Origin of the sequence: Flavobacterium sp. (assembly GCF_032153895.1) — a bacterium.
Taxonomy (GTDB): Bacteria; Bacteroidota; Bacteroidia; order Flavobacteriales; family Flavobacteriaceae; genus Flavobacterium.
In genome coordinates this window covers 23,590-44,630 of sequence record NZ_JALDYN010000011.1, presented here as the reverse complement: position 1 = coordinate 44,630, position 21,041 = coordinate 23,590, and the positions used below count along the sequence as shown (strand labels likewise).

At 35.8% G+C, this 21,041-nt stretch carries 16 protein-coding genes; 13 read left to right on the top strand and 3 right to left on the bottom strand.

Annotated elements, in window-relative coordinates; all coding sequences use genetic code 11:
• Window positions 1-3: 3 nt before the first annotated feature.
• The 8 genes from RUH60_RS06050 (at window position 4) to RUH60_RS06015 (ending at window position 6,576) form a co-directional block, all read left to right on the top strand.
• A complete protein-coding gene (locus RUH60_RS06050) occupies window positions 4-894 on the top strand; it encodes an HlyD family efflux transporter periplasmic adaptor subunit (RefSeq protein WP_313806429.1) in 891 nt (296 codons plus the stop codon).
• 11 nt (window positions 895-905) lie between these two features.
• Window positions 906-1,901, top strand: coding sequence for an ABC transporter ATP-binding protein (locus RUH60_RS06045; protein ID WP_313806427.1), 996 nt, complete (start codon window positions 906-908; stop codon window positions 1,899-1,901).
• On the top strand, window positions 1,888-2,637 hold the full coding sequence (locus RUH60_RS06040; protein WP_313806426.1) for an ABC transporter ATP-binding protein: 750 nt from the start codon (window positions 1,888-1,890) through the stop codon (window positions 2,635-2,637). The genes RUH60_RS06045 and RUH60_RS06040 overlap by 14 nt, the downstream gene beginning before the upstream one ends.
• Before the next feature lie 17 nt (window positions 2,638-2,654).
• A complete protein-coding gene (locus RUH60_RS06035) occupies window positions 2,655-3,761 on the top strand; it encodes an ABC transporter permease (RefSeq protein WP_313806425.1) in 1,107 nt (368 codons plus the stop codon).
• Between the two features lie 2 nt (window positions 3,762-3,763).
• Window positions 3,764-4,882 (top strand): ABC transporter permease, encoded by a 1,119-nt coding sequence (locus RUH60_RS06030; RefSeq protein WP_313806424.1) that lies wholly within the window; start codon window positions 3,764-3,766, stop codon window positions 4,880-4,882.
• Window positions 4,883-4,906: 24 nt separating this feature from the next.
• Window positions 4,907-5,677 (top strand): hypothetical protein, encoded by a 771-nt coding sequence (locus RUH60_RS06025; RefSeq protein ID WP_313806423.1) that lies wholly within the window; start codon window positions 4,907-4,909, stop codon window positions 5,675-5,677.
• Between the two features lie 107 nt (window positions 5,678-5,784).
• A complete protein-coding gene (locus tag RUH60_RS06020) occupies window positions 5,785-6,075 on the top strand; it encodes a DUF1272 domain-containing protein (RefSeq protein WP_313806422.1) in 291 nt (96 codons plus the stop codon).
• Between the two features lie 18 nt (window positions 6,076-6,093).
• A complete protein-coding gene (locus RUH60_RS06015) occupies window positions 6,094-6,576 on the top strand; it encodes a hypothetical protein (protein WP_313806420.1) in 483 nt (160 codons plus the stop codon).
• Window positions 6,577-6,724: 148 nt separating this feature from the next.
• Here RUH60_RS06015 and RUH60_RS06010 read toward each other — a convergent pair whose 3' ends face one another.
• Window positions 6,725-7,354, bottom strand: coding sequence for a helix-turn-helix domain-containing protein (locus RUH60_RS06010; RefSeq protein ID WP_313806418.1), 630 nt, complete (start codon window positions 7,352-7,354; stop codon window positions 6,725-6,727).
• A gap of 571 nt (window positions 7,355-7,925) precedes the next feature.
• On the opposite strand from RUH60_RS06010, the gene RUH60_RS06005 reads away from it, so the two are divergent.
• The 4 genes from RUH60_RS06005 (at window position 7,926) to RUH60_RS05990 (ending at window position 18,447) form a co-directional block, all read left to right on the top strand.
• Window positions 7,926-13,727 (top strand): gliding motility-associated C-terminal domain-containing protein, encoded by a 5,802-nt coding sequence (locus tag RUH60_RS06005; RefSeq protein WP_313806416.1) that lies wholly within the window; start codon window positions 7,926-7,928, stop codon window positions 13,725-13,727.
• A gap of 40 nt (window positions 13,728-13,767) precedes the next feature.
• On the top strand, window positions 13,768-14,706 hold the full coding sequence (locus tag RUH60_RS06000; RefSeq protein WP_313806414.1) for a type IX secretion system membrane protein PorP/SprF: 939 nt from the start codon (window positions 13,768-13,770) through the stop codon (window positions 14,704-14,706).
• A gap of 11 nt (window positions 14,707-14,717) precedes the next feature.
• A complete protein-coding gene (locus RUH60_RS05995; protein ID WP_313806412.1) occupies window positions 14,718-16,649 on the top strand; it encodes an OmpA family protein in 1,932 nt (643 codons plus the stop codon).
• Window positions 16,650-17,181: 532 nt separating this feature from the next.
• Window positions 17,182-18,447, top strand: coding sequence for an aminotransferase class I/II-fold pyridoxal phosphate-dependent enzyme (locus tag RUH60_RS05990; protein ID WP_313806410.1), 1,266 nt, complete (start codon window positions 17,182-17,184; stop codon window positions 18,445-18,447).
• Window positions 18,448-18,499: 52 nt separating this feature from the next.
• Here the strand turns inward: RUH60_RS05990 and RUH60_RS05985 are convergent, their stop codons facing one another.
• Complete coding sequence (locus tag RUH60_RS05985) at window positions 18,500-19,618, bottom strand: GNAT family N-acetyltransferase (RefSeq protein ID WP_313806409.1); 1,119 nt, start codon at window positions 19,616-19,618, stop codon at window positions 18,500-18,502.
• A 1-nt stretch (window position 19,619) separates the two neighbouring features.
• The gene (locus RUH60_RS05980) at window positions 19,620-20,567 is read right to left on the bottom strand and encodes a transporter (protein ID WP_313806407.1); all 948 of its coding nucleotides are present in this window, start codon (window positions 20,565-20,567) and stop codon (window positions 19,620-19,622) included.
• A 120-nt stretch (window positions 20,568-20,687) separates the two neighbouring features.
• On the opposite strand from RUH60_RS05980, the gene RUH60_RS05975 reads away from it, so the two are divergent.
• Window positions 20,688-20,963, top strand: a complete 276-nt coding sequence (locus RUH60_RS05975; protein ID WP_313806405.1) for a DUF4834 family protein — start codon at window positions 20,688-20,690, stop codon at window positions 20,961-20,963.
• Window positions 20,964-21,041: the final 78 nt, after the last annotated feature.

Sequence of the window (21,041 nt, the reverse complement as noted above, 5' to 3'; positions counted from 1 at the left end):
AATATGAAAACTAAATTAATCATAGTAATTGCAGCACTGTTCTTATTATCATGTGGTAACAACGAAAATGAATTCGATGCAACAGGAACATTTGAAGCTGTAGAAACCATTGTATCAGCACAGGCAAGTGGCCTTATCAAAGAATTGAGTATTGAAGAAGGACAGGTTCTTAAAGCAGGTCAAAAATTAGGATATATTGATACCGTTCAGTTGTCGCTAAAGAAAAAACAATTGGAAGCACAAATGAGTGCAATTATAAGTAGAAAACCAAATATTGCCGCTGAAACTGCTGCTTTACAGGAAGATTTGAAGCATGCTAGAAGAGAGCAAAACCGTATTGCAAATTTGGTAAAAGCGGATGCAGCAACCCGTAAGCAATTGGATGATGCCGGTAGTCAGATAGATATCATTAAGAAGAAAATTGCTGCGCAACACACTTCTTTAGGAAATTCTGTTTCAAGTTTAGGTGAAGAGGCGGAAGCTATTAAGGCACAAATTGAGCAAATCAACGACCAGCTCGAAAAATCACAGATTATCAATGAATTGGATGGAAGCGTTATTACAAAATTTGCTGAAGAGAGCGAGATGACATCAACTGGTAAAGCATTGTACAAAATAGCTGATTTATCGACGATAACCTTAAGAGCCTACATAACTGGTAATCAATTTTCTAAAGTTAAAATCGGGCAAAAAGTAACTGTTTTTGTTGATTCTGAAGCCGATAGCTATAAAAAATACGAAGGAATTATTGAATGGATTAGCGACAAAGCCGAGTTTACACCAAAAACGATACAAACAAAAGAAGAGAGAGCTAATTTGGTTTATGCTGTTAAAATAAAAGTGAAAAACGACGGATTGCTTAAAATTGGCATGTACGGCGAAGTTAAATTGTAAAACGTGCAATAATGGAAGCTATTAAAAAAGATATTGACCATTCCGAACAAAACAGCCATGCTGAAATTGCCGTACGAGTTGAGAATATTTCAAAAGCTTATGGTAAGCAAAAGGAAATAGTAGCAGTAAACAATGTTTCATTTACAGTAAACCGTGGCGAAATTTTTGGCATCATAGGTCCAGACGGAGCAGGGAAGACGAGTTTGTTTAGAGTATTGACTACTTTGGTTTTACCAGACAGCGGTATAGCTTCAGTAGATAGTTTTGACATTGTAAAAGACTATAAAAAAATCAGAAACAATGTAGGTTACATGCCTGGTAAATTTTCGCTGTATCAAGACATGACTATCGAAGAAAATCTACGTTTTTTTGCCACTATTTTCAATACAACTATAGAGGAAAACTACCATTTGATTGAGGATATATACAGTCAGATTGAAAAGTTTAAAGACAGACGGGCAGGGAAGTTATCGGGAGGAATGAAACAAAAATTAGCTCTTTGCTGTGCTCTTATCCACAAACCAACAGTACTTTTTCTAGATGAGCCTACAACCGGGGTAGATCCTGTCTCACGAAAAGAATTTTGGGAAATGCTGAAAAGGTTAAAAAAGCAAAACATCACTATTATGGTTTCTACACCTTATATGGACGAAGCTACCATGTGTGATCGAATTGCATTGATGCAGGATGGTAAAATTCTTTCGATCGATTCACCACAAAACATTATGTCCAATTATCCAAAGCAATTGTATGATGTAAAGGCTAATAATATGTATGGAGTGTTGAAATCTTTAAGCCATTGGGGTAATACGGACAATAGCTATGCCTTTGGGGAATATGCTCATCTAACAGTTTTGAATGAGCAAAGTGATACTATTTCAGAAATCGAAAACTATCTGAAAACACAAGGACATTCTGATATAGAAGTAAAACTTGCTAAAGCAACAGTAGAAGATAGTTTCATGCTGTTATTATTTGATAAAAATAAACATGATGGAAACGAATAGGGAAATATCTATTAAGGCCGAAAAAATATGCAAACGCTTTGGTGATTTTACAGCGGTAAAAGAAATCAGCTTTGAAGTGTATAAGGGTGAAATATTTGGCTTTTTAGGAGCGAATGGAGCAGGGAAAACCACCGCCATGCGTATGTTGTGCGGTTTGTCTATACCAACTTCGGGTTCTGCTACCATTGCAGGCTATGATGTGTTTAAGGAAACTGAAAAAATCAAAAAACACATTGGTTACATGAGTCAGAAATTCTCCTTGTATGAAGATTTAACTATTTTGGAAAATTTGGAATTTTTTGGAGGCATATACGGCCTTTCCAATGAGCAGATTAAATCAAAAAGTGAGCAACTTATTACAAAACTGGGCTTACAGAAAGAAGCAAATAAACTTGTAGCCAGCCTTCCTTTGGGATGGAAACAGAAGTTGGCATTTTGTACAGCCGTATTCCATGATCCTGAAATTGTATTTCTTGATGAGCCAACAGGAGGTGTCGATCCGGTAACTAGGAGACAATTTTGGGATTTGATTTATGAAGCAGCTGAACGGGGTATTACCATTTTTGTAACCACACATTATATGGACGAAGCAGAGTATTGTAATCGTATTTCGATGATGGTTGATGGAGCGATTTCCGCATTAGGATCACCAACCGATTTGAAAAATCAGTTTAACGTCGCCACTATGGATGAGGTATTTTATCAATTGGCGCGAGTTGCCCAAAGAGGCGATTAACATTAGCACTTAAAAATATGAAACAGTTTTTAATGTTTGTACTAAAGGAGTTTTTCCACGTATTGCGTGATAGAAAAACGCTGTTCATTTTGTTTGGAATGCCAATCGCCCAGATTACGTTATTTGGTTTTGCGTTAACCAATGAATTGAAAAACTCTAAAATTATCGTAGTTGACAATGCAAAAGACCAAAGTTCACAAGCAATAATCACCAAGTTTGAGAGCAGTCGTTATTTTGAAATTGAGAAGACTCCGTTTTCACAAAAAGAAATTCTGGAGCAATTCAGGAACGGGAAAATCAAGGCGGCTATAGTGTTACCTGCCAATTTCAATAATGATTTAATGCACCAGCATAAAGCACAAATTCAGGTTTTGGCAGATGCATCAGATCCGAACACCGCAACGACAATAACCAACTATGCGTCGGCAATTATTAACGATTACCAAAAAGACATAAATAACACGGTTCAAATACCTTACCAAATTAAAGCGGAAACCCGAATGTTGTATAATCCGCAAATGAAAGGAGTTCACAATTTTGTTCCGGGTGTAATGGCAATGGTGCTAATGCTTATTTGTGTGATGATGACGGCTATTTCAATTGTCAAGGAAAAAGAAATGGGCACTATGGAAATTCTTTTGGTGTCGCCATTCCGGCCAATAATGGTTATTCTGGCTAAAGCAGTTCCGTATTTCATTTTATCGTTAATCAATTTAGGTACCATCTTATTGTTGAGCGTATATGCGATGGATTTGCCCATTCAAGGAAGTTTGTTGTTACTCGTTCTCGAAAGCGCATTGTTCATAACCTGTTGTTTGGTTTTAGGTATTTTGATATCCATAAATACTACTTCACAACAATTAGCTATGCTGGTTTCATTAGTAGGGATGTTAATGCCAACAATGATTTTCAGCGGATTCATGTTCCCGATTGAAAACATGCCCAAAATATTGCAATTATTTTCCAATATAGTACCATCGAAGTGGTTTTATATAATTGTCAAAAATATAATGATAAAAGGATTGGGGTTTGAATCTGTGTGGAAGGAAACGCTTATTCTTTTGGGTATCACTTTGTTTCTGCTATTAGTGAGCTTAAGAAAATTTAAAATCAGATTGGAATAATTATGAAAACATTACTTTTTCTCCTACGAAAAGAGTTCCGTCAGATATTCAGGAACAAATCGATTTTGGCTATTATTTTTATGATGCCAACCATCCAGCTATTGATATTGCCTTTAGCTGCCAATTATGAAGTGAAAAACATCAATATTTCTATTGTTGATAATGATAAATCGGGTTATTCTAAAGAATTAATCAGTAAAATTTCGGGGACTCCTTATTTCAAATTACAGAGTTATGAGTCGTCTTATACAAAAGCTTTGAAAAATATTGAAAACGATGCAGCCGATTTAATTTTGGAAATTCCAAAAGGATTCGAGCGAAATCTAATCCGTGATAATGAAGAAAAGTTATTTGTTGCCGTAAATGCCATTAACGGAAGTAAAGCGGGTTTGGGAGCCAATTATCTGCAACAGACCATAGCCGATTTTAATCATAATATCCGAATGAAATTGAAAAATCCTTCATCTTTCTATGAAATGCCAACAATCGAAATAAGATCTGAAAACTGGTTCAATAAAAACCTCAATTATCAAAAGTATTTTGTACCCGGAATTCTGGCCCTGTTGGTTACTTTGGTTGGAGGTTTTCTTGCTACGCTCAATATTGTTAAAGAAAAGGAAATTGGTACTATCGAGCAGATTAACGTAACTCCTATAAAAAAACACCATTTCATACTTGGTAAACTTATTCCATTCTGGATATTGGCTAATATCGTTTTTACGATAGGATTGTTATTGGCACGATACATATATGGTATTGTGCCAGAAGGCAATATGTTGGTTATGTATGCTTTTGTGGCGATTTATTTGCTAGCAATACTAGGTTTTGGTTTGTTGGTTTCAACTTACTGTGAATCTCAACAACAGGCGATGCTGGTCATGTTTTTCTTTCAATTGATTTTCTTGCTTTTGGGTGGCTTGTTTACGCCTATCGATAGTATGCCGGAATGGGCCATCTGGATTTCCAAATTGAATCCTGTTGCCTATCTGATTGATGTGATGCGGATGTTTATTTTAAAAGGCAGCGGTTTTCACAACGTATTGCCACATTTTGCCTGTATCATCGTTTTTGCTTTAGTTTTTAATATTTGGGCAGTAATCAATTATAAAAAAACCAATTAATATCAATCATTAAATTAAAAGTGTATGAGTCGTATTCACTTATTTGAAATTGAAGACCAAAAATGGTTTCCAACTTTTCTTAGAAATTACATGACAGATTTTTTACAGTTTCTATCCAATAAAACAAAATTGTACCAACCTGTAATTCCTGTAATTGAAAAAGGATTAGAGGCTTCTAAAAACAATCAAATAATAGATTTAGCTTCAGGCGGCGGAGGTGGTCTGCTTTGGCTCAATACCGAACTTTTAAAAACTAAGCCAGATTTGAAAATTCTCTTGACCGACTATTATCCCAACAAAAAAGCTTTTCGCTATACTCAAAAACAAGCCGAAAATTTTGAATTTGTTGCAGAACCTGTGGATGCCCGCAATGTTCCTGAGAATTTTAAAGGATTACGTACTCAATTTTTGTCATTCCATCATTTTGAAACTGATGACGCCAAGCAGATATTACAAAATGCAGTAAATACCAAAAGTAATATAGCCATTTTTGAAGCTCAGGAGCGAAGTTTTCTGAGTATTATGGTAATGCTGCTTTCACCAATATCGGTTTTGTTGGTAACGCCATTCATTAAGCCGTTTAGTTTTGGGCGCATAATTTTTACCTATTTGATTCCAATAGTTCCTATCTGTGTTTTATGGGACGGAGTAGTTTCGTCCTTAAGAACCTATTCTGTTGAAGAAATGAAAGAATTGGTTAAAGGGCTTGAAAATCAAGATGCTTTCAATTGGGAAATCAATAAAGTGAAAGGGAAATCGGGTTATGTAATCTATTTATTAGCTACTTTAAAATAATGACGTTTTAAGAACAACTATAAAAGTAAAAATTACAATCATAAAGTATGTGAAGAACGCTTTATGAAGATTTAAACAATGTCTAATTAAACCCAAAATAATAGTTTATGTTAGAATTAAGACTTAATTGTGAAAATTGCGGACAATCGCTTCCAAATGATAGCGATCAAGCCATGATATGTAGTTTCGAGTGTACATTCTGTTTAGACTGTGTACAAAATATATTAGAAAATACATGCCCAAATTGCGATGGAGGTTTCGAGAAAAGACCAACACGACCACAAAAATTACTTTTGAAATACCCTTCAGCAATAGAATTGTTTCATAAGCCTGTTGATATTATTGCGTTTCAAAAAGTATTGAGAGAATATAAAAATACAGATCCAAGAAAAAGATAAAACCTTAATTTTTTAAATATGATAAAAGCAAAACTGGAGAATTATCATTTTAATCTAAAAAATATTTCAGAATATGATTTTTTCTGGATTAATTATGAATTTCTTAAAAAATCGCCAAAAACAGAATTAAACATAACAAGAAAAAGTAATATAAATTATTTTCTTTCCATAATGAAAACAGATATGAGTTTAAGTGATATTCAATGGGTTTTTAAAAATAATACAATTGTCTACAAAAGAATTCTTAATGCAAAACGGAAAATGATGAATGATGTAAGTAAGTATCAAATAGAAGTTTTTAAAACTTCTATTAAAAATGGTAAACAAATGCAGAAAATTAAAAGTGATTTACTTTTCATATACCCAAATCTTAAAGTTGATTTTGACCTTGAGGATATCGACAGAGTTTTGCGTGTGGAAGGCTTTTTTAGTACAAATGACATTATCAAAGTTGCTTTATTGCATAATCCAGTATGTGAAATTTTGTCTGATTTTGAATAAAGTATCTAAAAAACTAATTTACTTTTTTAGATACTGATTATGGGTTTTTGAATTTGACAATAGAGTTTATAAACAATTGTGATTTCGGATGAATTAAAATTTGTACTTGAAATTCGAGAAGAAGTCAATTTGCTTTTAAAGTGTTAAACTACCAAATAGAAAGATTTCCTTTTATTTCCCATATTTCGTCAATATCATCAAGAGCAATGGATATCGAATCATTAAAAGCGGGTTGATCTTCTTGTTTTAAGATAATAGATTCGGAATCACTATCTTTTTGGATAAAAGCGATAAAAAAACCTTTCTTTTGGCTGATTACAATATATAACTCGTTTTCTCTTGTTTCTGGTAATTCAATTTTTTTACAGATTGCGAATGTACTCGTGGGGCTCTGATTCTCTTTTTTTTGATTTTCAATTTGAAAAATAAGCGTGTCTTTATCAAAGTTAAAAGGCAACTTAGCCGATGGAAGTCTTGATAGCGAACTTAATTGACCACGAGTGTATTGATAGATTAATTCTTTAGAAATGATGGAAATTTCCTGCTCATCTGTTATTTGTTCGTTTTCCTTTCTGAACAATTCGTGTAAATCGATACTGTGTTCAAGACATTTCTGAATTATTTTTTGATAATCAAGCGTGTTTCTCTTTTTCCAGGTAGAAATGGTATTGGGTTTTACATCTAAAATTTTCGCTAACTCGAGATCGGTCTTTACGTTTAACGATTTTTTCAATCCTTTTATCGTATTTTTCGCAAATTGCGAATTATTTTCTTGCATAAGAATAAATTTTAGACTAGCTTTACTATAAAGTGTAAGAATAAGACGAGTTATTCGTTACGGTAATGATTTAAATTCGCAATAATTAATATTTTCTCACTCCTTAATAATTTAACAAATGCCGCTAATCTTTGTGTGTGAGAGACGACTAGCTATTTTGTTGATGATTAGCAAGCTATAAAAAAAATAAATATTTACAATGAAATTGTGATTATTTAGAAGAAGTCTATATAAAAATTTATTAAAATTAATATTTAACAAGATAAAAGCCTCAAATAATAAAAATATTAAATGTCAAGTAAAAGAAAATTGCATTCAAATAAAATGACTTTTTGCGATTTTTTGATTTAAAAATTAAATCTGAGTGATTTATGCATCTTAAGTCAAAAGATTATCCCTAAATCTGCAAAAATAAAATGAGAATGATTTAATGATGATGGTTTGAAGGTGTTGTAAAAGCATCAGACAGAGTAAGAAAGGGAGAGGTGAAAAGTTTGATTTTTTAAGTGGTTACAAGTATATGAGTTAAGCTCATAAAGCAAAAATAAATTAACCCGTAAAATTATCGCTTATGAATTGGAAGCCTACTCTCAGGGATAAATCTTTCCTTGTATGCTGTCTTTCGGTATTGTCTTTTATGATTCAAACCGTTGCTACAGGACAGGTTAGCTATGTGAATGCCAGTACACTGGTGTCTTCAGATCACGCAACTAGCCCTTTAAATGCTACTATTTATGATAATTCATACACGACTCTTAATTCGTATGGAGGTGTAGCTGTTGGTCTAGGGAGTTATAGTGGAAAAGTTGAACTCGAATTCCCATCTACTTTGCCCGCAGGTAAAACAACATTTATTAGAATCGATTTTGATCAGGATGTTCTTAATGCCTTGTTAGGAGGAAATTTAGGAGGAGGATTAGCAGATCTTTTAGGAACAGTTGTTTTGGGGAATCATTATTTTACGGTTGCGGCCAAAAACAATGCGTCAACAGTAGCAATTTATTCCAGTCAAAATAACTTTTCTACAGAAGCTGGTAAACTGATAAAAGACGTTAATGGGAATTTTTATTTTGCCATAACGCCCAATCAGCCATATAATAGAGTTGAGATTACAGATACTACTAGTGCACTTCTGTTGGGAACTTTTAATAGTATGCGGGTTTATCACGCTTATTATACAGATGGTACGAATGTCTGCATTTCTCCATTTGCAACTTCTTTTGACGGAACCGGTGGAACTGTTGATTTGCTAGGTTTAGGCGCAGCTGGCGTTTCTAATTCTGAAAATGCAATTGATACTAATGCTAATAGTTATTCCCATATAAGTTTAGGTGTGTTGTCTTTGGCCGGAACGATGAGTCAGACGGTATATTTCGACGCGTTATCAAATCCAACAGATCAGGTGCATGTTACAGTGCAGTTGGATAATCCGTCTATATTATCGCTTGGCTTGTCTGATGGCTTTAAAATTGAAGCCTTAAACGGAACGAATGTTGTACATACCCTCGATGTTGGAACTGTTCTAGATTTAGATTTGTTAGGCTTATTAAGTGGAGGTCAAAAAGCCACCATACCGATTTCGCCTGGGCAACCATTTGATAGGGTTAAATTGACTTTGTCATCACTTGTTCAGTTGAATCTTACCAAAGGCGTTCGTTTTTATGACGTATACAAATCACCCGCTGCTCCAACTATTGCGTTAAGTTCTCAAAACGCAACAATATGCGAAGGACAATCGGTTACATTGTTAGCAGATACGGCCAATGACAACGAATTAGTATGGTTTGATTCTTCTACTAGCAATACTCCAATAGCGGTTACCGCATTTAACGTCGGATATACCACGCCAGTTTTAAATACTACCACAACATATTATGTGGCAAGTCGCAAAATTGGATGTCCACAGTTATCATCAAGGATTCCGGTTGTTGTGACGGTGTTAGATTTACCAACAGCAGCAGACATTACTATAAGTAGTCCAATAACTGCAAGTTGCTCGGGTGAGGCCATTTTAAATCCAACAACGCTTATTGCAAATTCTTCTTTCAATTATTACACTGACCAATTGATGAGTCAGGAAATTGATACTGGTTTTTCAGGACATTCGGGACTTACGTATGTTAAAAATACAACGAACGGTGAATTAACCATAACAGGTTTGAATTCTGGAAATACTCCAATGACTTATTTCATAGCAGTCGAAGTAGCCGGTTTGTGTGAAAATGCAGCGAATACTTTGTTACCTGTTGAAGTTGTTTTCCCAACTCAGACTTTGCTAACAGTTTCCCCGACACTATCAGGATGTGGTTCTGTAAATCTAGCTGATGCTATTGTCGGTTTTGACACAACCGGTGCAACAACCTACAGTTTTTTTGATGGAGCTAGTAATCCAATAACAGCGGAAGATGCTCAAAATATTAGCGTAAACGGAACGTATTATGTTCAGGCTTCAAATGCTTCAAATGTTTGTGCTTCGGTTATGCAGGAAGTGGTCGTTACGGTTAATCCGTTACCAGTATTACAAGTTAATCCAACTACTTATAATGTGAATATAGGAGATAGTGTAACGTTAACGTACACTTCAGACGCAACAGTTATTTGGTATGATTCAGATGGTAATGCATTGGCTTCAAATATTGCGGGGCCTTTTACTACATCGGGAAGCTTTACATTCACTGCAGTAGCGAGTAATTCATTGTGTAATACTACAATAACTGTAACAATTGTTGTTAATGATCCGGCGAATTGCGGCATAGCAACAAGAAGAGTTTATGCAGAAACTCAAACCGAAGGTTCTATAATAACAGGTGGAGTTTCAAATAACAACCAAGCCATAGACAACAATCCACAAACGTATTCCACAATTACAACTGGTTTAGGTCTTTTAGGCGTGGGTACAACTTGGCAGACACTTCAATGGAATTCAACCATACCGGCCGGTACGCCATTAACCGTAAAATTAGGTACCGAATACAGTGGTTTAGCGTTAATTGGAGCCATATCAGTTGTCGGAACCAAAAGAAACGGAATGGGTGTACCGGAAGACATCGGAGTTATTCAGCCACTTTCGGGGACTTTACTTGATTTGCTTCCAGGAGAGAATTGTTTTGAGTATACGTTTGTACCGTCAAATATTACGGGACCCAAACCATACGATGGTGTTAGAATCATTGTTGGCTCTGTGCTAAGTGTGGCTCAAAATGCCAAAGTTTATGAGGCTTATTATTATGTTGAAGAAAACCCCGCAGTTTGTTCACCGGGAGATATAGAAGATGTTTTTCATGGAGTTTACGATTTGGGAATAGGAGTTTTAACCAGTACAACAAGTGTTCAAAATCCGTGGAATGCCGTTGATAATGATGATGACAGTTTTGCTACAATGTACAACGGAGTAGGAGTGCTATCAGCTTCAGATTTAACGGTTAAATTTAAAACCGCTTCACAACCAACAGATATTCTTAAAATAAAATTGACTAAATCCGGTTCGGTATTATCCGTAGGAGCATTGGCAGGATTTACTGTGCAGGCTTATATGGGCAATGTTCCGGTTGGAAATCCTCTTATCGCTGATGGTTCCACTGCAAATATAGAACTGCTTAATGGGGGTAGTGAAATAATCTTTGTTTCAAACACGCAATTACCATCCTATGACAGAGTAAGAATCCGTTTAGGAGGTGTTGCCAATGTTTTAGATTTTGTGCAAGTACACTATGTGAAACGTGAGGCATTAATTGATATCACAGATACTCCAGATACTACCATTACAGTTTGTCAGGGAGGAAGCGTAAGTATTGTTCCGGATGCCTGTACAACTTACCGTTGGTATGATGCTGCAACGGGAGGGAATGTTTTGGCGGATGGAATTTCATATACAATTCCAGCCAATATTACAGGAGGAACTTATGATTTCTTTGTTCAGCCGATTCGTGGAGGTTGCGAAGTTTTATCACGTACAAAAGTAACCGTAACAGTGATGCCTGCTGCACCTGAACCTTATTTAATGGATGTTTTGGTGAATGCAACGACAGATACGACCATTTGTAGCGATACAGGAAATGTCACTTTAACAGCACAGTTAAGTTCAGTAGCAGCAGTAGTAACCAATCCGGTTTATTATTGGTATAGTTTTGACGGAACCAATCAGGTTTTGATACCGGGACAAAACGGAAATGTATTACAATTAACAGGATTGACACCAGGTACATACACCTATTATGTCGGAGTTAGTTCTGATGAATATTGTGAAACATTACAACCAGACAGAAAATCTGTAACCTTCACAATTTTACCATTTTCTACAGATGCAGATATTCAAATTGCTAATCAAAATGTTTGTATTGGAAATCCAGTAATTTTAGAACCAAACAGTTCACTGACAAATCCGCAGTTCAGCTGGTATTTTACAAACGATACAACCCAACCGGTTTCAAATGGAACTTTTGGTGGAATTACTTATCTGATAGATGCCAACGGCGTATTAACGGTTACAGGATTAACCACTTTGAATAGTCCGTATACGTATTATATTTCGATGGCAAGTGATACGACCTGTTCCAATATGCCTGGAACGTTAAAAGCGGTTACCGTTCAGGTAAATGATACTGTAACACCAACAACTACAGAAGCGATACAAAGCTTTTGCGAGTCTGAAAATCCAACAGTAGCAATGCTACAAACCAATGAAGCTGGAACAATTTGGTATGATGCACCAGCGAATGGGAATATTATTTCTTCATCAACTGCATTGGTTGACGGAATGATTTATTACGGAAGTTTGACAGATAATGTAACGGGATGTTCCAGTTCAACCCGATTAGAGGTCACCGCGCAAATAAATGTTGTTGCTACACCGACTACAACCGATGCGATACAAGATTTTTGTAGTGCTGACAGTCCAACAGTGGCTTCACTTCAGGTAAACGAGACAGGGGTAATTTGGTATGATGCACCATCAGGTGGTAATGTAATCGCTCCAACAACAGCTTTAGTAGACGATGGAATTTACTACGCCGGAATTACGGATGTTGTTACCGGATGTTCGAGTACATCACTTTTAGCTGTTACTGTTAATCTTAATAGTACTGCTACACCAACTACAAATGACACAACGCAGGATTTTTGTGGATCTGACAATCCAACAATAGCAATGCTTCAGGTAAACGAGGCTGGAGTTATTTGGTATGATGCACCAATGGGAGGAAATGTCTTGATTTCAACAACACCATTAACGGATGGCGGTATTTATTATGCTGGAATTACGGATGCTGTTACTGGATGTTCTAGCGTCTCACTTCTTGCGGTTACTGTTAGCCTTAATAGCGTTTCAACACCAACCACAACCGATACTACTCAGGAGTTTTGTGCTTCGGATAGTCCTACTATAGGAATGCTTCAGGTTAATGAAACGGGTGTGATTTGGTATGATGCGCCAACAGGTGGAAATGTTTTATCATCAACAACACTATTAGTTGACGGACAAATTTATTATGCTGGAATTACAGATAGTGTAACTGGCTGTTCAAGTGAAATTCTTCTTGCAGTCTCTGCAAATCTTGATGAGGGACAGACTCCTACAACCACTGGAACAATACAAGATTTTTGCGAAGCTGACAATCCAACAATTGCTTCGCTTCAGGTTAATGAAGCTGGAGTAATTTGGTACGATGCACCAACTGGAGGAAATGTTTTAGCTTCAACCACACTTTTAGAAGATGGAACTACCTATTACGCAGGAATGACTGATTCGATTACTGGATGTTTGAGTACAACACTTTTAGGAATAACGGTTAACTTTAATGCCAGTGGTCCGGCAACAATTAACGGAGGATTGAACACGACTTGTATTTTGTCATCGGTTACGTATACAACAGAATCCGGCATGAGTAATTATATATGGACTGTAAGCGACGATGGTCTTATTACTGCAGGTGGAGGAGTTAATGATGACTTTGTTACTATAACATGGCAGCAGCCGGGCGTAAATTCAGTTGGGGTGTCATACAACAACAGCTTGGTTTGTAATCTACCGAGTTCTGAAACCTTAAATATTGTGGTGGAAATTTGTGTTGGAGGCGTTGGGGAAGATCCTTGTCTTACTGTTTACAATGAGTTTACTCCAAACGAAGACGGTTCCAACGATACTTTTAATATTAAATGTGCAGAGTTTTATCCTAATAACAAATTGGCAATTTATAATCGCTATGGCAATTTGGTTTTCGAAACCAGAGGTTATGCAAACGATTGGAGAGGAATTTCCAATGTTAGTAACACTTTTGATGGTAATGTTTTGGCAACAGGCACGTACTACTATACTTTCGAATCTGGAGATGCTGAAAACATCATTAAGTCAGGATGGTTATTTATAATGCGATAAGTGAAAATCAGTCTTTTTAAAATCCACAAAAAAACAATTTATGAAAACGAAGATAAATACCACATTATCAAAGTTAATCACAGTATTGACTTTGGTTTTCCTTCCGCAAGTAACGCTGTCACAACAAAGCCCCGAATATACCCAATACATGTACAATACTATGATGGTAAACCCCGGATACACAGGTTCGGTAGGAGCTTTAGAGGCTAATTTATTGCTCAGGAAGCAATGGGTTGGAATTGACGGAGCGCCACAAACCGGTACTTTAGGCGTTCATTCGCCAGTAGGAAATAAAAAAATCGGTTTGGGGCTTAATATTATCAGTGATAAATTAGGGCCGTCTAGTGAAAATACTCTTGCGGGAAATGTTTCCTATGCTATAGATTTAAATTACAGAACAAAACTGGCATTTGGAGCAAAAGCGGGTATTCGGGTGTTGGATATCGATTGGTCAAAAGGTCGTTATTACGATAGTAACGATGTGTTGCTGAATACCAATATCAACAACAAAATGATGGGTTTAATAGGCTCCGGTATCTACTTTTATTCAGATAAATGGTACGCCGGAGTATCTGTACCTAACTTTTTGCGATATGATTATTACGATGATGTCCAAGAGTCTGTAGTATCAGATAAACTTCATTATTATTTTATCGGAGGCTATGTTTTTGATTTGTCATCATCGGTAAAATTCAAACCATCAGTGCTTTTAAAAGCTGTTGGAGGTGCACCATTGTCTACGGATCTTTCTGCAAATTTTCTGCTTCAGGAAAAAGTCACTTTAGGAGCTTCCTACCGTTGGGATGATTCTGTCAGTGCTTTAGTTGGTATTCAGTTTCTTAAAGATTTCTTCTTAGGATATTCTTTCGATTATACGGTTACAGACCTGAACAAATATAACGATGGTACGCACGAAATTATATTGCGATATCAATTAACATCCAAATCATCTACTATTAAATCGCCACGTTTCTTTTAATACTAATGCATATGAGAACTATATATACACTGGGATTATTGTTGTTTACAAGCGTCCTGTTTGCCCAATCGAAATTAAAAGCTGCTGAAAAATTGTTTGATGAAATGTCTTATGTTGAGGCTTCCAAGTTATATGAATCGTATTTGGAAACTAATCCGTCGATAACATCAGCTGAAACCATTTCAAATATTGCAGATACCTATTATTATTTAAATGATATGCGAAAAGCGCTTACGTGGTATCAAAAGTTGTACGATATGCAAGGATTGAGTTTGTCGGATAAATACATATTGCGTTATACTCAAACTCTAAGAAGTGTCAGAGATTACGATAAAGCGAATCAAATAGCCAAAGATTTTTTAAAACAGAAGGGTGATAACACGCAAATCACTCATTTTGCTAACAATCAGAAATACATAGACAGTATTTCTAAAAGAACACCGTTGTATGATTTGAGAAACCTTGAAAATAATAGCGCTAATTCAGATTTTGGAGCAACATTTTATGGTAATCAGTTGGTGTTTTCATCAAGTAAGGAGAGTGTTGAAGGTGATACCAAAATTTATACTTGGAACCAACAGCCTTTTTTAAGCATGTATGTTGCAGACAGAAGTGTTTCTGACGGTGCGTTAACCAACGAGCAGCTGTTTCTAAAAGAAATTAATTCTAGCTATCATGATGCAACAATTACGTTTTCACCAGATTTAAAAACCTTTTATTACACGACAAACACTTTAAAAGGTAACCGATTGAAAAACGGGAAAAAGAGAACCAATAATTTTCAAATCATTAAAGGATGGCTGGAAGGGGATAAGGTAGTTAAAACCGAAAAAATGTTTTTCAACAGTTTAGATTATAGTGTAGGGCATCCTAATTTAAGTCCAGACGGAAAGTGGCTGTTTTTCGTTTCAGATATGCCGGGCGGTTATGGAGAAACAGATATATACATGGCTGAGGTTTTTTCAGACGGAAAGATTAATACACCAATTAACGTTGGACCTGAAATTAACACTATTGGCAGGGAAATGTTCCCTTTTTACAACGATGGCGTTTTGTATTTCTCGTCTGACGGGCATTATGGTTTTGGAGGATTGGACATTTTAGAAAGTAAACAGCATGGTAAAAAATTCTCCGAGCCTAAAAATTTAGGCGAGCCGGCAAACAGTAATAAAGATGATTTTGCATTCATCATTGATAAAGAATTAAAGTACGGTTATTTGTCATCAAATCGTGAAACGGGAAAAGGCGACGATGACATCTATCATTTTATCAAGAAAAAGCCGGAATGCAATCAAATTGTTCAAGGAAGAGTGGTAACCACAAAAGATAAGATTGGACTTTCAGGAGCAACAATCAAAGTGTTTGATCCGTTCGGAGATCTTAAAAATGAATTCCCTACAAAAGCAGATGGAACCTTCGAATTTCAGTTACCTTGTAATCACACCTATAAAATCAGTGCATCCAAACCAGATTACAGTACTCAGGAAAAAGAACTGATAACTCTGGATAAAGACGGCGCCATTCACAAACTTGATTTTGAACTCAGTAAATTGGAAGATTTTGTTGTAAAAGATAACGGTAATGAAAAAATAGACATCAACCCGATTTTCTTCAATTACGACAAATGGGACATTACACCACAAGCCGCAACAGAGTTGGATAAAGTGGTTTACGTTTTGCAAAACTTTCCTAAAGTGCGAATCAGAATCGAATCACACACAGACTCCAGAGGGAAGGATTTGTATAATTTAAAATTATCAGATAACCGCGCCAAATCAACACAAACCTATATTCTATCTAAAGGAATTTCTCCGGAGCGAATTGAAAGCGCCGTAGGATTTGGAGAATCCCGATTAAGAAATCAGTGCAGTAACGGTGTAAAATGTTCTGAAGACGAGCATTTTATAAACAGAAGGTCAGATTTTATCATTGTTGAAAAATAGTTAGAGCACAAATTTGGATAAAGAATCCAGTTTTCAACGATAAAATCTTTTTTATGCAATAGAAGAACATTTTAATAGTGTTCTTCTATTGCTATCTTCAGATAGAAATCAATTTTAAACTATAAGCCATGAATTTTATTAAAAAATTTTGGATTGCTATTCTAGCTGTAATTATTTTTTTGGTAGCAGCATATCAAGTTTATGTTTACTACCAATAATTATGACGGAAATTATAGTGTATTCATATTAGAAAATAGGAATAAGTCACTGTCTCTAGTGTATTTTGATATGTGAAGGAAAGCTGTGTAGCTTTTTATAAAAGAAAAAAGCCGAGGTGGAGCCCCCGACTTTTAAGTTGAACGTGTAACCACATTGCTGTGCGTTCGGGTGCAAATGTAATTCAAACTTTTAGAATATTGTCATTTTTTTAAATAAATATTTTTACCACTATCTTTTCAAAATAATTATGATAGGAAAACAGAAATAATTACTTTTGGAGCGATTTAAAATCAGACTTATACATTCTTGAATTATGGTAAAAGATTTATTTGAAAGAATACAAAACAATAAAGGTCCTTTAGGAAGATGGGCTTCACAAGCAGAGGGTTACTACGTGTTTCCAAAGTTAGAAGGAGAATTAGGACCAAGAATGCAATTCCACGGAAGAGAAATTTTAAACTGGTCAATTAACGATTATTTAGGATTGGCCAATCATCCTGAAATCCGTAAAGTTGATGCTGAAGCAGCTGCACAATACGGAGCCGCTTATCCAATGGGTGCGCGTATGATGTCTGGTCACACAACCTTACACGAGCAATTACAGGATGAGTTAGCAGCTTTCGTTGGTAAAGAAGCAGCTTATTTATTGAACTTTGGTTACCAGGGAATGGTTTCTACTATCGACGCATTGGTTACTAAAAATGACGTTATCGTTTACGATGTGGATGGTCACGGATGTATCATCGACGGTGTTCGTCTTCATATGGGAAAACGTTTTACCTACAAGCATAATGATGTTGAAAGTTTAGAGAAAAATTTACAACGTGCTACTAAAATGGCTACCGAATTAGGAGGTGGGATTTTAGTAATTACGGAAGGTGTTTTCGGAATGCGAGGACAACAAGGTAAACTGAAAGAAATCGTTGCTTTAAAGAAAAAATACAACTTCCGTTTATTGGTTGACGATGCACATGGTTTCGGAACTTTAGGTAAAACTGGAGCAGGAGCAGGTGAGGAGCAAGGTTGTCAGGAAGGAATTGATGTGTATTTCTCAACGTTTGCAAAATCTATGGCAAGTATCGGAGCTTTCGTAGCAGGAGATAAAGACATTATCGATTACTTAAAATACAACTTACGTTCTCAAATGTTTGCTAAATCTTTACCGATGATTTTCACCGTTGGAGCTTTGAAACGTTTACAAATGTTGCGTACGATGCCAGAGTTGAAAGACAAACTTTGGGAAAATGTAAACTATTTGCAAAACGGATTAAAATCTAAAGGTTTCAACATTGGTGATACGAATACTTGTGTAACGCCAGTATATTTAGAAGGTTCAATTCCGGAAGCGATGGTAATGGTAAACGATTTACGTGAAAACTACAACATTTTCTTGTCTATCGTGGTTTATCCGGTAATTCCGAAAGGTATTATCTTGTTACGTATGATTCCAACGGCTTCACACACGATTGCGGATATTGATGAAACATTATCAGCCTTCGAAGCTATTCGTGAAAAATTATCCAACGGAACCTATAAAGCAATTGCTGAAAAAACTACAGTAGACGTTTCTGCAGAGTAATTTCAGTAAGACAAATTATAAAAAAACCGAAGAGCGATCTTCGGTTTTTTGTTTATATATCTTTACGGTAAGTTCTTCTCCATTTGTGAATTGTCGGATCGAAATTCTTCCATAAATTATGCATGGCATGGTTTTCCTCAAGCTCCGGAGTTCGGATGAAACGTTTGATACCTTTACTTTTGAATTCTTTGTAATATTCATCAAAAATTACAGCGGTAATCCCTTTGTTTTGATATTCCGGACTTACACCAATCAAGTAAAAAACAACTTCTTTAGAATGCTTTTTCGCCCACAATAAATGAATAAAACCAAACGGAAACAATTTGCCTTTCGCCTTTTGTAAAGCTCTTTCAAACGATGGCATTACTACCGTAAAACCAATCATTTTTTCGTTTTTATCAATGATGAATTTGATGTATTCCGGATTGATAAAACTGATGTACTTTTTCTTGAAATATTCCTGAGTTTCTTCATTAATAGCCACAAACGATTGTAACGAAGCATACGAACTGTTGAAAAGTTCAAACATCTGATCAACATATGGCATTACGTCTTCGGTTTTTTTGAAGTTGAGAACTTTTAATCCGTAACGCTCTTTAATCATTTTACTCGCTCGTTGAAAGGGTGCCGGATTTACTGCTTCCATGGAAAAATAACTTTCATAGTACTGTTTTTCCATTGCCATACCCAGTTTTTCGAAATGTTCTTTGTAGTAGGGCGGGCTGTACCAGGAAATCATCGTTCCTAACTGATCAAACCCTTCGGTTAAAACACCGACTTTGTCCAGATTGGAAAACCCCATTGGCCCTTCAATATGATCCATGCCGTTAGCTTTTCCGAATTCGGCTACCTGATTCAAAAGTGCTTTGGTTACTTCGATATCGTCGATAGCATCAAACCAACCGAAACGAGTTTTTGTCTTTCCAAGTAATTTTACTTCATCCCAATTGATGATGGCAGCTACTTTTCCGACTATTTTATTGTTTTTAAACGCTAAATAAAATTTTACCGTAGCCGATTGGAACGCAGGATTTTTTTCCGCATCAAACGATTCCAATTCGTCAGCAATAATCGGCGGAATCCAATACGGATTGTTTTTAAAAAGTTCGAAGGAGAACAAAACGAACTCCTTCAACTCTTTTTTTGAGGTTACCTCTTGTATTGTAATCATGTTATTTTACTTCGTCGGTACGGTTTTTCTTTTCTTCAGCAGCTTTTCCTTTCGAATCGCCTTTCACTTCTTTACCTTCTTTAATTTCAATCGGTTTGTAGTTTTTGTCAAAACGCCACGAAAAACCAACAGCGCCACCAAGAATAGACGGCGTATCTTTAAAATTGGTTCCTAACGAAACATCAATTTGCATGTTTTTCTTCAGCAAGAAAGCACCTCCACCACGTAAAACGCTGTCGCCATACCAATCACTTTTATAGCCTTGATTTTCTAAATAGACCGACCAACGCTCACCAACTGCACGGCTTAAAGTAAGGATGTATCCCATTGATGGATAGTCTGTTGTGAATTTGTCGTAGATAATGTTTGTCGTTAATACCGTTTTGTTTCCAAAGTGATTTTGCAATAATAACATCACTTTCGGACTGAAACTCGGATCGTTTGGAAAGGTATACGGATTTTCACCTACATTGAAATTGGCTCCAGCATAAACTCCAACAGCCGGCAACAATTTTCTCCATTTGAATTTTTTGTTGGCTTTCCAGCTGTATACATTTACTTTTTCCTTGTAATTTTTCCACGGATCGTAAACCAGATATTTTGCACCAACGATTAATTGTTTGAAACCATTGCGGTTTTCGCTTGAAACCGGAGTTTCAAATTTGTCGGTTTGGTACTGCATTTCAGCAATGAATTCCAATTGTTCTAAAAAGGCACCATAGCGAAGTGCTAAATCCAGTCCGAAACCTTTTGATTCTGTTTCCGCTAAATCATGTTCTTCTTTTAGGTAATAAATACCTGTTTCTGCCTGAATTACAGTTTTTCCGATAGAATACGCACCGAATGATTTTCCGGGACGATTCGAGTTAATTTCTTCTGTATATTGAGCAAAAGAAATTCCGGTGGCTAAAAGAAAAAAGGGAAGAAGTTTTGTTTTTATGTTTTGCATATGCTTGTAGTTTCGGTTTTTATTAAGCTTTTCAAAAATAGCATTTTTATTATTATTTTAAGAAATCAAACCGAATTTTAAAGTTAGCTTTGCTTAAATTTGAAAAATTTTATTTGGATTATGGAGACGGCCTCATTTACCGGACTGTTAAAAACGTTACTTTGGATACTTTTCATTTACTACGCTTTGAAATTTTTAATGCGTTTATTAGCGCCGTATTTGTTTCAGCAAGTAGTGAAGAAAGCCGAGCAAAATTTCAGACAGCAACAACAGAATTATCAGCAAAATACGCAACAGCAATACTCACAACAAAATCAGCAGCAGGCACCTAAAAATGAAATGCCTCGAGAGAAGAAAAAAGTTGGCGAGTATATTGATTTTGAAGAAATTGAGTAAACAATACGAAAACGAATAACAGCAGTTGTTCGTTTTCTTTTTTTAAAAGGGTTTTTATTGTTATTTTAGCCTGATTTT

Bases quoted from the DNA above. Each gene is read 5' to 3' on its own strand.
- RUH60_RS06020 (WP_313806422.1), top strand. From the start codon at position 5,785: ATGTTAGAATTAAGACTTAATTGTGAAAATTGCGGACAATCGCTTCCA.
- RUH60_RS06045 (WP_313806427.1), top strand. From the start codon at position 906: ATGGAAGCTATTAAAAAAGATATTGACCATTCCGAACAAAACAGCCAT.
- RUH60_RS06010 (WP_313806418.1), bottom strand. From the start codon at position 7,354: ATGCAAGAAAATAATTCGCAATTTGCGAAAAATACGATAAAAGGATTG.
- RUH60_RS06025 (WP_313806423.1), top strand. From the start codon at position 4,907: ATGAGTCGTATTCACTTATTTGAAATTGAAGACCAAAAATGGTTTCCA.
- RUH60_RS06040 (WP_313806426.1), top strand. From the start codon at position 1,888: ATGGAAACGAATAGGGAAATATCTATTAAGGCCGAAAAAATATGCAAA.
- RUH60_RS05975 (WP_313806405.1), top strand. From the start codon at position 20,688: ATGGAGACGGCCTCATTTACCGGACTGTTAAAAACGTTACTTTGGATA.
- RUH60_RS06035 (WP_313806425.1), top strand. From the start codon at position 2,655: ATGAAACAGTTTTTAATGTTTGTACTAAAGGAGTTTTTCCACGTATTG.
- RUH60_RS06015 (WP_313806420.1), top strand. From the start codon at position 6,094: ATGATAAAAGCAAAACTGGAGAATTATCATTTTAATCTAAAAAATATT.
- RUH60_RS05985 (WP_313806409.1), bottom strand. From the start codon at position 19,618: ATGATTACAATACAAGAGGTAACCTCAAAAAAAGAGTTGAAGGAGTTC.
- RUH60_RS05995 (WP_313806412.1), top strand. From the start codon at position 14,718: ATGAGAACTATATATACACTGGGATTATTGTTGTTTACAAGCGTCCTG.
- RUH60_RS06005 (WP_313806416.1), top strand. From the start codon at position 7,926: ATGAATTGGAAGCCTACTCTCAGGGATAAATCTTTCCTTGTATGCTGT.
- RUH60_RS05990 (WP_313806410.1), top strand. From the start codon at position 17,182: ATGGTAAAAGATTTATTTGAAAGAATACAAAACAATAAAGGTCCTTTA.
- RUH60_RS06000 (WP_313806414.1), top strand. From the start codon at position 13,768: ATGAAAACGAAGATAAATACCACATTATCAAAGTTAATCACAGTATTG.
- RUH60_RS05980 (WP_313806407.1), bottom strand. From the start codon at position 20,567: ATGCAAAACATAAAAACAAAACTTCTTCCCTTTTTTCTTTTAGCCACC.
- RUH60_RS06030 (WP_313806424.1), top strand. From the start codon at position 3,764: ATGAAAACATTACTTTTTCTCCTACGAAAAGAGTTCCGTCAGATATTC.
- RUH60_RS06050 (WP_313806429.1), top strand. From the start codon at position 4: ATGAAAACTAAATTAATCATAGTAATTGCAGCACTGTTCTTATTATCA.